Here is a 16,382-nt window from a genome sequence, read left to right as displayed (position 1 = left end):
TCAATGAATGATATTTCGAGGATAAGTCTGAAAATTTATCTATATGTACAGGTCAGCCAAAAAGGATTAGATACGCTACACCTCTGCCAAATTAAATGGCAATTTACGGATGCGCTTGCCTGTTAAATCATAAATAGCATTGGTTAATGCCGGAGCCAATGGCGGTAAGCCCGGTTCGCCCACACCCCCTGCTTGTTCTTCATTATCCATCACATATACATCAATCGGCGGAATGTCATTGATGCGTGGCATCTGATAGGTGCTGAAATTGTTATCAACGGCCTTGCCATCTTTAAATGTTACCTGATGAATAGTCGCCGCTCCGATGCCCATCACAATAGAACCTTCTACCTGTGCCTGAATGGTATCGGGGTTTACATACCATCCGCAGTCCATCACGGCCCATAGATGGTCTATTTTTACTTTGCCATCTGCGTTTCTGGATACTTTTACTACCTGACCAACGGTACTTTCAAAACATTCCGTAATGGCCATTCCATAACCCTCATTTTGCTTTCTGCTTTTCCAGCCCGATACCTCTTCCATTTTGTCGATAAGCTTTTGCACCCGTTCGTCTTTCAGATACATTCTTCTGAATTCCATTGGGTCTTTGCCTGCTTCTATAGCTAATTCGTCTATAAAACTCTCATAGGCAAAACCATTGGTTGAGGCATATACTGACCGCCACCACATAGTCGGAATCGGTGTTTCGAAAGGCACATCGCTGATGCTCAGGTTTTTGATGGTCTCATAATAGGGTTTCAGAAACCCTTCAGAAGCACTACGATTCGGTTCACCTTTTTTGCCGCTTCGCCAATGGTCATTATTTTGTCCGGCCAGTCTCACTTTAAAGGCATCAATCTCTCCGTTTTTAACCACACCTTCACACCGATACATCATTCCCGGGCGATAGGGCCCTTGTGTGGCATCATCTTCTCTGCTCCAGACTACCTGCACTGGTGCATTAATGGCTTTCGAAATCTCGGCTGCTTCATGTGGATAATCCATGAATGCTTTGCGACCAAAGCCACCACCCAGAAAAGTCATATTCACAATCACTTTTTCTCTTGGGATATTCATCTCCTTGCTGATAAAGTCCTGTACCCAGTCAGGTGCTTGTATTGGTCCCCATATTTCCAGTTTATCGCCCTGATAATGTGCAATACAGTTCAACGGCTCCATACAGGCATGGTACTGGTAAGGCGTTTCATAAACCACGTCAAGCTTTTTCTGCGCATATTTCAGGATAATGTTCGGGTCACCCTGTTTTTTGAATGATAATCCTTCTTTAGTTTTCAGGGCTTCACTCATGCGTTTGTAGATGACATCAGTGCTTAAATGCTCAAAACCACTATCGTCCCACACGACTTTAAGTGCTTTCTTACCCTGCATAGCTGCCCAAGTGGAATCTGCTACCACAGCCACCCCCTCACGATAAGTGCTGAATACACCCATTTTCACTTTCACGACATCTTTTACACCAGGTATTCTCCGGGTAGCACTATCATCAAAACTCTTCACCTTTCCCCTCAATCGTGGATTACGCTCAACAGCGGCATATAACATGTTCGGAATCTCCTTATCCATACCAAATACTGCCGTACCATTAGTTTTCATCCAGGTATCCAGCCGAGGTAGTGGCTTTCCAATCAGCTTATATTCCGAACGTTTTTTGAGTACTACATTTTTAGGCATTTCCAGTTTGGCAGCCTCCACAACCAATTCTCCATAATGCAATTTCTTTTTTGACGGACGATGATACACATGCCCGCCCTCGGCATAGCAATCAGTTTTCGGTGCATTCCATTTGTTGGCAGCGGCCTGTATAAGCATTTCGCGGGCAGTAGCGCCAAGATTCAATAGATTTTTATAAGCTGTGCGTACGGTAGAACTACCTCCGGTTATCTGACTACCGTATTTTTTATTATCGCCTTTGGCAAAAACTACATTGACTTCATTCAGGTTTACCTCCAGTTCTTCGGCTACAATCTGTGGAATAGCCTGATACACTCCTTGCCCCATTTCAGCACGATGGCTGAAAATAGTTACTTTACCGGAGGTGTTGATATGCACCCAGGCATTGAGCTCAACGCCAAAGTCTTCGGCGTCAGTAGCTTTGATGATTTCGGCATCTTTGGCATCGGCTTTCCAGTAATAACCCAGTGCGAGCATTGTTCCGGTAAGCCCGGATACTTTTAAGAAATTTCTTCTTGATAATGACATCTTAGTATGATAAGGGTGTGGATAAAATAGCAGATTACTGCGGCTTAGGGGCAGGTGCATATGCACCTTTGGTAAGCCAGGTAATCCATGCTTTTTTAAATTCTTTGTGGCTTAAAGGAGGAAGTTTCCTTCCCTCACCCGGATTCCATCCGGCAAGCACCAACGTATCAGAGGCATGCTCAATCAACTGCTCCATATTCTTATGCCCATTCTGATTGGGATCTATCAACTGCTTAGCCAGTTCATGAGGCGTTTTCCCCTGAAAAACCATTTTCATATCAGCAGGTGGCAAGTGCCATTTAGGATTCCCCGGCGGTGTGTGTAGCCCCGGCGTATTGGTTTCCTGATGGCAATTAGCACATTTCATGGCAGATACACCCGTGCCATCTTTGCCTCGCTTGGGCATCATCGTATGCAAATGGCTGTCTTCTCCTTGTAGTGGGACATCTCCTGCTGGATGGCAATTCATACACCGCGGACTCATCAGCACTTTATAGACACTCGCAAATGCCTTAACTGACTCAATACTATCTTTATTGATGATAATTTTGCCAACTGGGCCTTCTTCTTTATTTCTAAAAGCAGAAGCGACTGCTGCCGTAATAAATAGCATAGCAGATAAGGCAAAAACCGTCTTTGTGGGAAAATAGCGGGAAGGCTTCGTTGTGTTGTGTGGTTTCATGGCATAGGGGTTTTATCCTTTGGCTGTTTTTTGTTGCATTTCGGCCGCCAGATGAATGGCTTTACGAATACGCAGATAAGTACCACAACGGCAGATATTTCCTGCCATGGCATCATCAATATCCTGATCACTCGGATTCGGATTTTCCCGAAGCAACACCGCCGCTGACATAATCTGCCCGGAATGGCAATAGCCGCATTGCGGCACATCTACCTGTTGCCAGGCTTGTTGCACCGGATGATTATTGGTTTCTGAGAGTCCTTCAATGGTTACTACCTTCTTGCCCTCTGCACGACTGAGCCGGGTAACGCAAGACCTAACAGCTTCGCCATCCATATGCACTACGCATGCACCGCATTGGGCAACTCCGCAACCATATTTAGTGCCTTTCAGGCCAGCCATGTCTCTGATAGCCCAAAGAAGCGGCATCTGTGGGTCAGCATCCAGTTGATACTCCTTATTATTGATGTTTAAAGTGATGTTAGCCATAAATCGTGTTGTAAAGATGGAGATGAGGAGTAAATAAGATTTACCTTAATAATTTCTACCAAAAAATGTATGCCAGCCTTTAATAAGAGGCGATTGAGTGTGTAACTAGCTGTGGCACAGTTTTTTAGGGTTATTTCTGAAAGAATTTTATCAGGAAAAAAACTTATGCTTACCGCAAAATATAACAAGCCATGCCACATACAACACAGTACTTTTTTAAAGACTATGCCGCCGCATTAATGTCTTTCTCAGCCGAAAACATTGCAGATTATTATCGTGCACCCATGGCCGTTTATTCAGACCAGGGGGTGATAACAGTTACTAAAGATGAAGAAGTAGTAGATTTCTGGAAGCAGGGTTTGAAACAATATGCTTCGCAGGATATTAACAAAGCAGAATCCACTATTTTATTAGAAGATAAAGTCTCCGAAACCGTTTATCTCTGCAAAGTGAAATGGGACAATTATGGCCAGTCAGGCAAAAAAGTATCCAGCGAAACCAACTACTATATACTAGCCAATAAAGATGGGAAACTAGATATTGTGGGATTGATTATAACCGGAGAGTAAAGCCAGCATGGTACGCCTATATTCGCAAGCAAAAGGTCTGGCCGTTGCACGGGTGGCATGCTTATCTTTGGCCTAGATACACCACAGTACTAAAATACTTACAGAAAGCTCCCTCAGCGCCTATGCGTGCTACGCAGGCCCGGATATTAAACAATCATATTAACCTTATTCCCCAAAACCTCTGCCCACAAAGGTGTTTCGCCCTTTACCTCCCCATCAATCACCAATGTCATAGGCTCAGCATCAATGCTGAATTTCCTCGCTTTTTTATAAATCACTAAAGGTGAATGAATATGTTTGCCTGAGAAAATTAAAGGGAATAAGCGTAGGAGATGAAAGAAAGGCACGTGTTTAATCACCAGAATATCCAACAGCCCATCATCCAGTGCAGCCAGAGGAGCTATTTTCATAGCTTTACCTGTGTGTTGCGTATTGCAGGCCAGTACAAAGCAGAAATCACCTGTAAATACCTCATTATCAACTGTCACTTTTCCCTTAAAACGGGGATTCTTGAAAATATGAATAACTGCAGCTACACTATACCGCAAACCACCCAACCAACGTAGTTTCTCTGACGTCAGATTAATATTTGATACTAATCCCCAACCAATAATATTGAATCCATAAACCATTTTTTCGGTAGCTTGGTTTTTGGGAAATTGTACTTTGAAAATATCAATCTGTTTGGTATTGTTTTGATGAAATTTCTGTAATGAACTTTCCCAGGTCAGATTATTAATATCATGATTCAACGCTTTCCCACCACCGCATGGAAATAGCAGGAGGGGAGGAGTATCGATTTTTCCGGCAATACCGTTAGTTACCTCATGCATGGTGCCATCTCCGCCAAATATGATAATTTTCTCATATTGGGTTAGATCTTCTTTTTGCAGGAAATCAACAAAATGCCCTTTATACTGGCTCACAAGGGTATTAAATTCGTAGCCCTTTACATTTCTTTTGAGATATTCACAAGCAGCAAGGCTTTTGCCCGAACCCGAATAGGGATTCACAAGCAAAAGAAGTTTTTTAGGCATTTTACAGAAGTTTAATACAAGGTTTGTTCAGAATAGGTTAAATTTGTCGATACTAATGAATATCACTCCCTAATATTATGATAAAAAAATTACATCTACTAACACTCATCCTCTTAATTAGCGTTTTGTCGCTTTCGGCACAGATACAGTCAGGCCCTATGCTAGGGTATTCTGAAATGCGGGAAGTAATGCTTTGGGTACAAACCAAAAAAGAAGCCTCGGTTAAGTTTATTTATTGGGATAAAGAAAAACCAGCTGTTAAATTCTCAACAGAAGAAATAAAAACCACCAAAGCCGATGCCTTTGTAGCAAAACTGGTAGCCGACGAAGTGTTACCGGGTAAAAAATACAACTACGAAGTCTGGGTCGATAAAAAGAAAGTGGCTATCAAATATCCATTGGAATTCCAGACACAAACACTCTGGCAGTACCGTACCGACCCGCCTGCCTTTAAGTTTGCCGTAGGTAGTTGTGCCTATATCAATGAAGAGGGTTTCGATCGTCCGGGTACGCCATATGGCTCTGAATACGAAATCTTCACAAGCATATATCAATCAAAGCCTGATTTTATGCTTTGGAGTGGCGATAATATCTATCTAAGGGAGGTTGACTGGAACACCAGAACAGGTATCCAGAAACGTTATACACACACGCGTTCATTGCCTGAAATGCAACCACTTTTGGGCAGTATCCACAATTATGCCATCTGGGATGATCACGATTTTGGCCCGAATGATGCCGACAGAGGCTTTGTGAGCAAAAAACAAACGCTTGACGCCTTTAAGCTTTTCTGGGGTAATCTGAATTATACATTTAAAGATGAGGGAGTAACGGGTTCTTTCCAATGGTCAGATTGTCAGTTCTTTCTAATGGACGACCGTTGGTGGCGAACGCCAAACGAGCGCACCACAGGCAGCAGAGAGTATTTCGGACAAAAACAGATACAATGGTTAGTAGATGCCCTTAAATTCTCGAATGCGCCGTTTAAATTTGTGATCGTAGGTGGACAAGTGGGTAATCCGTCGAAGATTTTTGAAAACTTTGCCAATTATGAAGAAGAACGCAACCAGTTATTCGACCTGATTACCAAAGAGAAGATTCCAGGTGTTATATTCATCAGTGGCGACCGCCACTGGACATCACTTTGCAAAGTAGACCGTCCGGGTGCATACCCTTTATATGATTTAACAATCTCGGCCTTAACTTCAGGCCCATCGAAGCCAGTGAAAGAAGAAGCAAATGCACCTTATGTAGAGGGAACATCAGTAACCAAGCATAACTACGGTTTACTAGAAATATCCGGTCCACGTACCAGCAGGGTCTTGAAAATCAATGTCTTAGACAAAGATGGCAAAGAATTGTGGACGAAAGAGATTAAGTCTAGTGAATTGAAATAGAGTTTTGTTTGAAATTAACCCCGTAGGGGTGATATATCGGTAGAATAAGGTTAATTCTTTTGAATTTAAGTCCCGTAGGGACGGTATATTAATTAATATATTATCCCTACGGGATATGAATTTCATTTTCTGTATTTTTTCTACCTATATAACATCCCTACGGGATATAATCTAATATTTGGATTATGTCCCTATTAAACCCTTTAAGCCGGGAATATTCAAACAGGAGACTATATAAGTCTCTGATTACTTTCCTGTTGTACGCTTTCACTTTCCTAACCATTTCAGCACAAAAACTAAAAAGCGATACTGACCATAAATTCAATTTCTCAGACCTCAACCAAAATAAAGCCTCAGTAATCATTTTTTTTGATATTGAATGCCCCATCTGCCAGAAATACACTAAGCTTCTCAAAGAAATCAATCAAAAGTATAGCTCGGAGGGTATTAAAGTATATATGATTTATCCCCATAAAAATATCGATAAAGCAGCATTTAAATCTTTCAAAACAGAATATCAGTTTGACTTACCCATTTATTTCGATAATCAAAGAAAATTGCTTAGCCAATTGAAAGGTAGGGTAACACCTGAAGTATTTCTACTCAATAGCCAAAACCAAACGATTTATCATGGTGCTATTGACAACTGGTTTTATAGTCTTGGCAAAAGCAGGGCCCAGGCCACAGAAAATTATCTGATAGAGGCAATTGAGGACTTATTAAAAGGAGAAAATGTGAAGAATAAATACCGTGAGCCGATTGGGTGCGCGCTGTAGAAGAATTTAGTGATTGAGTGAATAAAACTATCTGATTCAACTGTCTGGCATCAGCAATCACTCAATCACTCAATCACTCAATCACTCAATCCTCCACATAATATACCACCAGATTCAACATTTCATCGGTAGTGCCCCAACCATAGTTAATATCTTTGGGTGGGTCGAAAGGGTTTTCGGGGTTATTGGCTGAATTATCGTAATTTGCTTCTACAATGAAGGTAGAGCCCGCAGGTATTTTGAGCAGATTTTTGAACTGATAAGTCATCTGCCAGTTAAAATCCCAATTATCGATTTTTACCAGATTGACCACTTCGCCAGTAGGAGTAATAACAAATGCCCTGAAACTCTTACCAATCAGGTGCATGTGCGGAAGCACTGAGATTAAGAAAACAGTTTTATCTATTTTCTTAGAAATGTAGAAAGTTGGTTTTTCTCCTGCTTTAATGATAAAAGGTTTGTTTGAAATATCGTTTTCGCGTAAAGTAAAATTCTTCACTTCTCTTTCAATCTGATTTTTAGCAAAATACAGCTTTATTTCAGATTGGTCTGTGCTTGCCACAGGCGAGGGCGCATAATGCATATTGAGAATAAAATCGGCATTGGCATTGAGTTTTACTCCCGTACCTTGAGGGAAATGGATACGGTCGTTACCGGGTACCCAACCATACAAAAACTCTTCTTTCAAAGCTATTTTCTGAAAATCCACTACTTTTGTGTCGGTCTCTGCCAGACCATTAATGCCGCGTATCAGATTGGTGGTATCTACCATCAATCGGCTATGATGGACTAATTTTTTATTACCTGCTGAAAACTCAATGGAAGTGATATATTGGTCATTGGGTAAATGGGTCGGTAAGCTGAAAAAACGAAAATCCTCGCTGTTATCTCCTGTAATAGCATAAGGTGTCTGCATTTTTAAAACCAGATCTGGGGCAGCTTCATCGGATGAAGCAATGGGCTTATTTATTTGCTCCGGCTTTTTAGTGCCTTCTCTCATTCCACCTTCTATCCAGAGTTGAATGGTAGCTATTTCACCCACAGTCAGGCCTCTTTCATTCAGATACGATTGAAACTTCCTGTCGGCAGGAAACGGGGGCATATATCTTGCCTGTGTAACTTTTCCTATGAACCTCCCTCTTTTGCTTACGTCTTCATAAGTTATCAGACTAAATGGCCCTGATTTATTGGGCTGGTGGCAGGGTGTACAGTTTTTGTGAATGATAGGGGCAATATGGTCGTAGAAATTTACTTCGCTTGATGGTTGAGCAACAGCGGCAGTAGTAGAAAAAAGAAGAAGAATAAACAAATGCTGCCGCATAAATAGTAAACTATATATGATGGAAAATAACCCCATCCATATCCTCCCCCGAGCCGGGGAAGGGAACAGAGGAATGGGGTATTTATCCTAATAAACAAACTATAAACCTAACGGACTGTGAAAGTCAACTGACAGTTTGAGTTAGCCTCAGAAACCGGAGTCGGGTCAGCACAGATAGAATCTGGATTCCATGTATTGAAAACCTGACCATCGCTCGTAGTTAATACCCAGGTAACTATAAAACTATCAGCTCCAACACTGCCGTATCCGGCTGTTTCTGCAGGTCTGAACCAGGCACCTGCCGGACGGGGTCTTGCCGGGTTATTAAACACATTTACTTTGTTAACTTTATCATAAGCAACAGTAGCAGTTTTGTAAGCTTCATATACTTGTTGCGCTGAAATACTGAATGTATTCCATTGACGATTGGCTGCCGGAGTAGTAATAGTAGAAATCAGTTTACCCTTACCGTTTCCGCTTAAATCAGCTACTTTAGGGTTACCGTCCGGGTCATTATAAGACTCCAGCATACGAACATAAATTTCGATTTTGCTTACCGTAAGTTTGTTGTCTAATGATACCCAACGAGTTTTTAAATCGACCTTTGAGGTGTTCTGACTGGCCTTTGAAAAGTTTCTGGCATTGGCAACCTCGTAAGGCTGAGGTCTTGCCAGAATGTTTCCATTAAAATTGATGCCGTCAAATACGGTAAAGGCATGTACCCCCGGACCCCAGCCCGGCAGAGGATTCAACGATTCGTCCCGGCAGGCACTGAATGCAAACAGGAGAGAAACTATGATTGATAGACTTAATATTTTTTTCATTGTTATGAGCAATTAAATTTTTTTTGAGATTAATTAAATTGTTTAAACCACGGATTAAAACTCCCATTTCAATTTAACTTTATCCCAGAACACAGGGTCTCTGTCGAAAATAACTTCAGTGAGTTTTGGATTTGCATTTGAGTTCAGGCTACCCTCCTGCGATGGATAAGGTAAACGCAAAGCAAACTGGCGTGCCGGTTTGATAATAGGGTTATTGATATTGGATGGATAACCTGTGCGACGAAGCGCATTCCAGATTTCAATCCCTTGTCCCCATGAACAGAACCACATTTGTTTCATTACTACATTCAATTTGGCATTGTTTGATGGCGCCGCATCATATAGCGCGAGTTGGCTATTGACGTAGGCGTCAATATCAGCGCTCGCCGGAGCTTTGGCATTAGCTGCATCAACGCTTAGACCTAAATCAACCACACGCTTGATATGCTCTTTGATAGCTGCTTCAAATATGGCTCTGGCATCGCCATCGCCGCCACCATCTAAGATAGACTCGATCTGATAGAACTTGATGTTATTGCTAGTCAATAAAGGCCATATACCATTGCCCGCACCTCTACCACCTGTCAGAGCTCTGGCTGCTATACCTCGGCCACCATATAAACCTCCGGCAGGATAGGCACCGGGTGCAGTACGTAGAGCACCATCTTGCGGCACCCCTGTATTATCTCCTCTGTCGCGGCCAAAAAATCCGGCCACGTACATAGAGTCAGCTTTAGTAGGTTTGCCAAATACCTGATTCCATTTTTCCCAGAAAGCAGGTTTCAATACCAGGTATGAACCGCCATAAGGAATCGTACCTCTATCGGTTGGGTTCGATGGGTCAAGAATTTTATCTGTCTGGCGATAGAAATAAAAATCCAGACGCGGGTCTTTGTTGAAAAGCATTTCAGTCATTAACTGATGGCTTGGGTAAGAGAATCCGTTATCTGCCAGATAAGCAGAACGGAACCAGGGATGACGACCTTCAGGGGCAGATGCCGTGCTGAATCTGTATATGAAATCATCGGCAGCATCAGTAATGTATCCACCTGCGGCCAAGGCAGCCTTTAAGTCCGCATTACCACTGGCGCGACCTTTACGGGCAGTCAGCAATAATTTGATTTTAACAGTCTTAGCTAATTTAATCCATTTAGAAATGCTGCCTTTGTAAAGAAAATCGCCACCCTCAGTTGCTACTGATACAGGGCTCGTTTTTGAAAGATTAGCCACCGCTTGATCACAAAGTTTGATTAAAGCCTCATAAATTTCTGAATCTTTGTCAAATTTAGGTGTCAGAACAGCTGTTTCTGCGTTGCCTTTCCAGGCTTCTGAATAGGGGGCATCACCAAACATATCTACAAAGTTTCCCATAGCCAGGGCTTTCAGGGTTTGTGCTATACCTAAATAATGCGGGCTGTTGGCACTGGCATTAATAATCGCCTCCACATTATTCATGTCACGATAAAAATTATTCCAAGTGCCATTGTACGACTGGTTGTTCAGATCATAATTATCCGAACTGCTCAACAAACCTGCAAACCCAAGCGAGTTTTCAGAAAGCGAGGTAATGGCATTTACTGCAGCCGATTCTGCTGTTGGTAATAATAGTTTTACCGCAGCTACCGACGGACGGTTTAAATCCTGGTTAATATCCAGATCCGTCAGGTCGCAGCCACTAATTACACTGACGATACCGGTAGTCAGTATTAGTTTTGATATATGTTTTAATTTCATTGTTTCTGATGTTTAGGTAGTTCCCTGAATTAGAATGTTACTGCAAGGTTGACTCCATAACGACGGGTAGAAGGAGCAGCACCTAAGTCGAAACCCTGAATGTTCGAGTCCGCAAAGTTTGATAATACTTCTGGGTCGAAGTTCAGGCCCTCAAGCATATTTGGCGCTTTGAACCAAAGGTTTCTACCTGAGGCTGAGATTCTGGCGCTACCAAAGAATGGAAGCACTTTTTTCAAAGCAGATTTCGGAATCACATAACCTAAAGAAACCTCACGCAGACGAATGGTTGTAATATCATAAATATTAGTTTCATCGGCACCATAAGCACCGTAACCACTAGAGAAATGATATTGAAAGGCCGTCATCGGAATCGTATTTCTGATTTGTTTGCCTGCTTCGTCTAGCAATGGTTTATAGGTCTGAGGATCTCCTAATATACCCGGAATCACACGCATACCTTCGCGGTCTTCTGAGTTTTTCAACTGACCTCTCAACAACAAAGAAGCCGCCGTTGCCGAGAACATGCTACCTCCATGACGGTAATCCATCAGGGCTGTCAGGGTGAAACCTTTAAAGGTGAAAGTGTTTGTCCAGCCTACTGTAAACTTAGGAGCCGGATTAGCCAGGATGTCAGAAGTCGGACTAAGAATCGGTAATCCGTTGATAGGGCTGATTAATAGTTTGTCATCATCGCTACGAGAGTTTTTCGAGCCATAAATCATACCATACGGGTAACCATTGCGGTGCATAGTACCAGTGGCAGAAAGACCAGTGCCACCTAAGAACAGTTCACCACTTGGGCCAGCATCAACTATTTCGGAACGTAGACGGGTAAACGCCACAAATGAATTCCAGGTAAAGCCATTGCTAAGTTTTACAGGCACCAGATTCAGACCGATCTCAATACCATTATTCTTGATTTTTCCGGCATTGGTTGCTTTATAATCAAAACCTGTTGAGGTAGGGATACGAGCCGTAACAATTAAATCAGTTGAAGTACGATCGAAATAAGCGATGTCAAGACCAATACGATTTTTGAAGAATTGCAATTCGGCCCCAACTTCTACTTCTGATGTAAACTCCGGTTTTAAGCCTGAATTGTTAAGCGTAGTCGGTAAACTTTCTGAAGAAATAGGGGTAGCATTATAATAAGTAGCCCCTAAGTTGTAGGCAGTGTATACCTGATATGGATCGGCATCTTTACCTACTTTAGCATAGTTGGCACGTAGTTTACCAAAACTTAATACATTGGTTGGTATCTTTAATGCTTCAGAGAACACGAATGAAGCACTTACTGACGGGTATAGATAACTGTTGTTGGCTTTCGGCAAAGTAGAAGAGTGGTCGTTACGGATGGTTGCCGTCAGGAACAAAATATTGTTATATCCTGCAGTATATTCAGCAAAGAAGCCATATAATCTTCTTTTCTCACGATATTCAGAAGCAAACTGTGCATTGGTACCACCCACAATTGGCAGGTTAGGGTCAATAACTGTATTACCCGTCACATAGCTGATATTCTTGCTACGTTGGTTGGCATTATAACCTACCATCAAACGCATATTCAGTTTCTCACCAATATCCTTGGTAGCTGTGGCAAGGAAAGTAAAGTCGATTTCGGTATTAGTAATATCACGACGGCTTACATTACCTAGCGGAACACTCACCCCGCCCGGACGAAAAACATTACGACGCACCTCGCTATAAGTATTCACCCCGCCTTTGGCCGTCAGGTTCAACCATGGAGTTACATCATAATTCAAGGCCATATTACCAAATACACGGTTTACAGTACTATTATATAAATTGTATTTGGCTGTCCAGAGCGGGTTATCTAAAGCACGGAAATATACGTTCGAGCCATCAACCGGATTTTCGAATGGGTATCCGTTCAAATCGTAGTTACGAGGCTGATAGAATAAACGACCGTAAATTGAACCGCCAAAGCCTAGTCCACCATAATCAGCATAATAACCTGCTCCTGATTGTGGCGATTGCTGGTCAGTATTTACATAGTTTACATTACCGCTCATTGTGATTTTATTAGCCAGAACCGCATTACCTCCAAAGTTGAGGGTAGTGCGGCTTGCTGTTGAATTTGGGATAATCCCTTTGTTGGTCATGCATGAAGCCCCGGCACTGATAGTAGTTTTATCACCGGTTGAAGAAATATTCAGGCTGTTTTCAAATACATTACCTGTACGGAAGAACCCCCCGATAATATCATGCGGTTTCAATTCAACACCTACCGGTTTGCCATTGGCATCAAGCAAATTCGGGAATACAGAAGTATAACGTGCTGCCCCATAAGCTACCCCAACTAATGGGTGAGGAACCTGTCCGGCAGGATAGTTAGAATCAATAATCTTAGAGTAACGTTCAAAGCCTAAGGCCTGATTTACACGGTCTACTTCTGAAGGGAATACTGTTCCCCAGTTACCAATAAAACCACCATTATACGTTTGGTTTGAACCCTGTGTATAAGTATCCTGGTATTCGGGTACAGTAGAAATTTTTTCAACTGAGTAAGAAGATGCATAGGTTATTTCTAAACCTTTTTTAGCATTTTTACTTCCGGCTTTTGTGGTAATAACCACTACACCATTAGCCGCCCGAGAACCATAAAGCGCCGATGCCGCAGCACCTTTTAATACAGTGAGCGACTCAACGTTATTAGGGTCGATGTCATAAGCACGGTTAGAAGTAACCGTATTCTGGTTGAAACCATCAGTAGCATTTACTGAGTTATCAAACGGAATACCATCTACTACGAATAGTGGTTGGTTGTTTCCGGCGAATGAGTTGTTACCCCTAATGGTAATACGAGTGGCTTGTCCTGGAGCACCACCACCGGCAATGATGTTTACGCCTGGTACTTTACCATTCAGCGCCCGTAAGGCATCGGGCTCAGAGCGTTGTTGTAAATCGTCTGCCTTTACATTTGATACAGCATACGCTAAAGCACGTTTTTCGCGTTGAATACCAATGGCCGTTACCACAACTTCTGAAAGTTGTTTGGTATCGCCACCTAAAGAAACATTAATAACAGATTGGTTGCCCACTTTTTCTTCGAGAGTGTTCATACCAACAAAACTGAAAACAAGGGTAGCGCCTGTAGTGGCTTCAATAGAATAATTGCCATCTACATCTGTTTGTGTACCTTTGGAGGTACCTTTTACTTGAACTGAAACGCCGGGCAATGAAGAGCCATCGTCGGATGAGGTCACTTTACCGGTAATCTTCCTTGTTTGCGCAGTAGCGGCAATAGCAAGCCAGACCCCCAGTAAACTGAGAAGTAGAGTTTTTTTCATGAACAGTTTAGTTTAGGTTTATTAACGCATGATGCGGCAGAAATAACTATTTTTACAAAAAGGATAAAATAACTATTCTTTCACATCATAAAATAAACTTATACTTTTTTTAGATTAAAAGAAAGTAAATGCAAGAAAATTTATAAAAAACTTTGTTAAATCATTAATTTTATAAATAGAGTGCAAAGTTTTAATATATTTTATTGATTTGTCAAAATTCCAAATATTATTCTGATATTATTGATATACGTATGTTGTTGTGCTTTTTTAAGGTCTTTGTTTAGTGATTTTTACTTATTTTTGGTTAAAAAGAATATTCTTTTTAAAGTACAAGTACATATGTACTACTCATAAAAAATGAAAAGTCATTTTGTTGCGACGAAAAAAAATATTGTTGATATGATTGAAAAAAATATATAGACAAAGAATGAATGCACCGACTGGTAACAAAGGATTGCTTATAAAAAAACTACAAGAAATAGATAATAAAGAGGCTTCTTTGCGATTTTTTGTACTTTTACAAGAATTGATAGAGGTGACTAACCTGGGAGTAGACGACCCTCGGATAGCCTTTTCTATACGAAAAGACAAGGCAATTACGGCCAATATAAATAACTATATTGCTCTGGATTTCCGACGTAAAAAAGGGGTGTGGTTTGACATGATATTCTGTAAACGTCATGAGCAGTTATTCTCAAAACACGAAACTATTGAAATTTCACCGCTGAGTAATCCTGATTACTTTTACGCACATATTCCTTTTGAACAGAAGCATTTGATCGATGATACAAAAATCAGAAGTGGCTGGCAGGAATGTCTGGAAGAGTTGAAAGCGATGGCTGTATCAAGCGCCAGAAAAGAGCGCCATAATCCTTATATATACGAGATTGCTGAAAACGAAAACTTGCGCAACGAACTTTTCTGGGAAATTGATAATCCGAATACTCCATATTCACCGCAGGATGAACACCTCGTGGAGGTAAAGGAAGATGACCCAGCATATGTAGTAAAACTGGATATTCCGCTTAATCTGGTCTATTATGGTCCTCCGGGTACAGGCAAAACTTTTGAAGCCCAACAGATTGCCCAGAAGACTCATGCCCAGTTCATTACTTTTCATCAATCATATAGCTATGAAGAATTTATAGAGGGTCTCAGACCTGTTACCAAAGGCGGACAGGTGCATTATGAAGTAGTAAAAGGTATTTTCTATAAAGCCTGCCTGGAAGCTTTGAAAAAGGCCGGATACCATAGCTTTACCGCTTGCATTGATGATAAGAAAGAAAACCGGGAAAAGAAATTTAAAAACGCTGAAAGCCACGTATTGATTATAGATGAACTGAACCGCGCAAATATCTCAAAAGTTTTTGGTGAACTAATCACCCTTATTGAGAATGATAAACGCTTGGGAGCATCTAACGAACTCTCATTGACGCTTCCTTACTCAAAGGAGCGTTTTGGTGTTCCTGCCAATCTACATATTGTGGGTACCATGAACACTACCGATCGCTCAATTGCCTTATTAGACCTGGCTCTGAGACGAAGGTTTGAATTTCAGGAGCTAATGCCCAAGCCTTATCTGTTAAAAGAGATACAGGGCATTGATTTAGAAAAACTTCTGACCAGACTCAATCAACGTATAGAGTTTTTGCTAGACCGTAATCATACCATCGGTCACGCTTATTTTCTTGAAATAGAATCTGCAGAAGAACTGCATCGGGTATTCCTGAATAAAATTATTCCCTTGTTACAAGAGTATTTCTATAACGATTGGGAGAAAGTACGTTTGATTTTAGGCCAGGAAATTATTCTGCGCGAAACCATCAGAACGAGAGAAGTATTCGGCAAAAATCTGGATAATTATGACGACGAAACTTATCGGTATATAATTAATCAGGAGTTAAATGCTGAGATATTGAAAAGTATTTATTCTTAGGCCTGTGTGGCACGGCTATACTCGTCCGCAAAAGGCCGTGTCACGCATATTTTGGGGAATGAATTTAAATTTTATCCAAATAA

General features: G+C 41.5%; 12 protein-coding genes. 4 read left to right on the top strand and 8 right to left on the bottom strand.

Annotation, left to right across the window (positions count from 1 at the left end):
* Nucleotides 1-75: 75 nt before the first annotated feature.
* The 3 genes from D0T08_RS04425 to D0T08_RS04415 are packed head-to-tail and all read right to left on the bottom strand — an operon-like array spanning nucleotide 76 to nucleotide 3,394.
* The gene (locus D0T08_RS04425) at nucleotides 76-2,223 is read right to left on the bottom strand and encodes a molybdopterin cofactor-binding domain-containing protein (protein WP_116981358.1); all 2,148 of its coding nucleotides are present in this window, start codon (nucleotides 2,221-2,223) and stop codon (nucleotides 76-78) included.
* A gap of 34 nt (nucleotides 2,224-2,257) precedes the next feature.
* Nucleotides 2,258-2,905, bottom strand: coding sequence for a hypothetical protein (locus D0T08_RS04420; protein WP_116981357.1), 648 nt, complete (start codon nucleotides 2,903-2,905; stop codon nucleotides 2,258-2,260).
* 12 nt (nucleotides 2,906-2,917) lie between these two features.
* Complete coding sequence (locus D0T08_RS04415; RefSeq protein WP_116981356.1) at nucleotides 2,918-3,394, bottom strand: (2Fe-2S)-binding protein; 477 nt, start codon at nucleotides 3,392-3,394, stop codon at nucleotides 2,918-2,920.
* Between the two features lie 191 nt (nucleotides 3,395-3,585).
* Between D0T08_RS04415 and D0T08_RS04410 the strand changes: the two genes are divergently transcribed.
* Nucleotides 3,586-3,963 carry a hypothetical protein gene (locus D0T08_RS04410; RefSeq protein ID WP_147322706.1) on the top strand — a complete coding sequence of 126 codons (378 nt, stop codon included), beginning with the start codon at nucleotides 3,586-3,588 and terminating at the stop codon, nucleotides 3,961-3,963.
* A gap of 146 nt (nucleotides 3,964-4,109) precedes the next feature.
* Here D0T08_RS04410 and D0T08_RS04405 read toward each other — a convergent pair whose 3' ends face one another.
* On the bottom strand, nucleotides 4,110-5,000 hold the full coding sequence (locus tag D0T08_RS04405; protein ID WP_116981354.1) for a diacylglycerol kinase family protein: 891 nt from the start codon (nucleotides 4,998-5,000) through the stop codon (nucleotides 4,110-4,112).
* 77 nt (nucleotides 5,001-5,077) lie between these two features.
* Here D0T08_RS04405 and D0T08_RS04400 point away from each other — a divergent pair, with 77 nt between their 5' ends.
* Nucleotides 5,078-6,397: an alkaline phosphatase gene (locus tag D0T08_RS04400; protein ID WP_116981353.1), complete on the top strand. Its 1,320-nt coding sequence runs from the start codon at nucleotides 5,078-5,080 to the stop codon at nucleotides 6,395-6,397.
* Between the two features lie 185 nt (nucleotides 6,398-6,582).
* A complete protein-coding gene (locus D0T08_RS04395) occupies nucleotides 6,583-7,173 on the top strand; it encodes a redoxin domain-containing protein (protein ID WP_116981352.1) in 591 nt (196 codons plus the stop codon).
* Nucleotides 7,174-7,258: 85 nt separating this feature from the next.
* Here the strand turns inward: D0T08_RS04395 and D0T08_RS04390 are convergent, their stop codons facing one another.
* The 4 genes from D0T08_RS04390 to D0T08_RS04375 all read right to left on the bottom strand — a co-directional run bounded on the left by D0T08_RS04390 (nucleotide 7,259) and on the right by D0T08_RS04375 (nucleotide 14,363).
* Nucleotides 7,259-8,494: a hypothetical protein gene (locus tag D0T08_RS04390; protein ID WP_116981351.1), complete on the bottom strand. Its 1,236-nt coding sequence runs from the start codon at nucleotides 8,492-8,494 to the stop codon at nucleotides 7,259-7,261.
* Between the two features lie 107 nt (nucleotides 8,495-8,601).
* Entirely contained in the window at nucleotides 8,602-9,318 is a 717-nt protein-coding gene (locus D0T08_RS04385) for a hypothetical protein (protein ID WP_116981350.1), read from the bottom strand.
* 54 nt (nucleotides 9,319-9,372) lie between these two features.
* Complete coding sequence (locus tag D0T08_RS04380) at nucleotides 9,373-11,052, bottom strand: SusD/RagB family nutrient-binding outer membrane lipoprotein (RefSeq protein WP_116981349.1); 1,680 nt, start codon at nucleotides 11,050-11,052, stop codon at nucleotides 9,373-9,375.
* Between the two features lie 29 nt (nucleotides 11,053-11,081).
* On the bottom strand, nucleotides 11,082-14,363 hold the full coding sequence (locus tag D0T08_RS04375) for a SusC/RagA family TonB-linked outer membrane protein (protein ID WP_116981348.1): 3,282 nt from the start codon (nucleotides 14,361-14,363) through the stop codon (nucleotides 11,082-11,084).
* 427 nt (nucleotides 14,364-14,790) lie between these two features.
* Between D0T08_RS04375 and D0T08_RS04370 the strand changes: the two genes are divergently transcribed.
* Nucleotides 14,791-16,299 carry an McrB family protein gene (locus D0T08_RS04370; RefSeq protein WP_116981347.1) on the top strand — a complete coding sequence of 503 codons (1,509 nt, stop codon included), beginning with the start codon at nucleotides 14,791-14,793 and terminating at the stop codon, nucleotides 16,297-16,299.
* Nucleotides 16,300-16,382 lie beyond the last annotated feature (83 nt).

It is taken from the genome of Emticicia sp. C21 (assembly GCF_003418935.1).
Classification (GTDB): domain Bacteria; phylum Bacteroidota; class Bacteroidia; order Cytophagales; family Spirosomataceae; genus Emticicia.
Note: the sequence above shows the minus strand (reverse complement) of the source record. Positions and strands in the feature narration are given on the sequence as shown.

Coding starts and splice junctions, on each gene's coding strand:
- D0T08_RS04425 (WP_116981358.1), bottom strand. CDS start 2,223: ATGTCATTATCAAGAAGAAATTTCTTAAAAGTATCCGGGCTTACCGGA.
- D0T08_RS04420 (WP_116981357.1), bottom strand. CDS start 2,905: ATGAAACCACACAACACAACGAAGCCTTCCCGCTATTTTCCCACAAAG.
- D0T08_RS04415 (WP_116981356.1), bottom strand. CDS start 3,394: ATGGCTAACATCACTTTAAACATCAATAATAAGGAGTATCAACTGGAT.
- D0T08_RS04410 (WP_147322706.1), top strand. CDS start 3,586: ATGCCACATACAACACAGTACTTTTTTAAAGACTATGCCGCCGCATTA.
- D0T08_RS04405 (WP_116981354.1), bottom strand. CDS start 5,000: ATGCCTAAAAAACTTCTTTTGCTTGTGAATCCCTATTCGGGTTCGGGC.
- D0T08_RS04400 (WP_116981353.1), top strand. CDS start 5,078: ATGATAAAAAAATTACATCTACTAACACTCATCCTCTTAATTAGCGTT.
- D0T08_RS04395 (WP_116981352.1), top strand. CDS start 6,583: ATGTCCCTATTAAACCCTTTAAGCCGGGAATATTCAAACAGGAGACTA.
- D0T08_RS04390 (WP_116981351.1), bottom strand. CDS start 8,494: ATGCGGCAGCATTTGTTTATTCTTCTTCTTTTTTCTACTACTGCCGCT.
- D0T08_RS04385 (WP_116981350.1), bottom strand. CDS start 9,318: ATGAAAAAAATATTAAGTCTATCAATCATAGTTTCTCTCCTGTTTGCA.
- D0T08_RS04380 (WP_116981349.1), bottom strand. CDS start 11,052: ATGAAATTAAAACATATATCAAAACTAATACTGACTACCGGTATCGTC.
- D0T08_RS04375 (WP_116981348.1), bottom strand. CDS start 14,363: ATGAAAAAAACTCTACTTCTCAGTTTACTGGGGGTCTGGCTTGCTATT.
- D0T08_RS04370 (WP_116981347.1), top strand. CDS start 14,791: ATGAATGCACCGACTGGTAACAAAGGATTGCTTATAAAAAAACTACAA.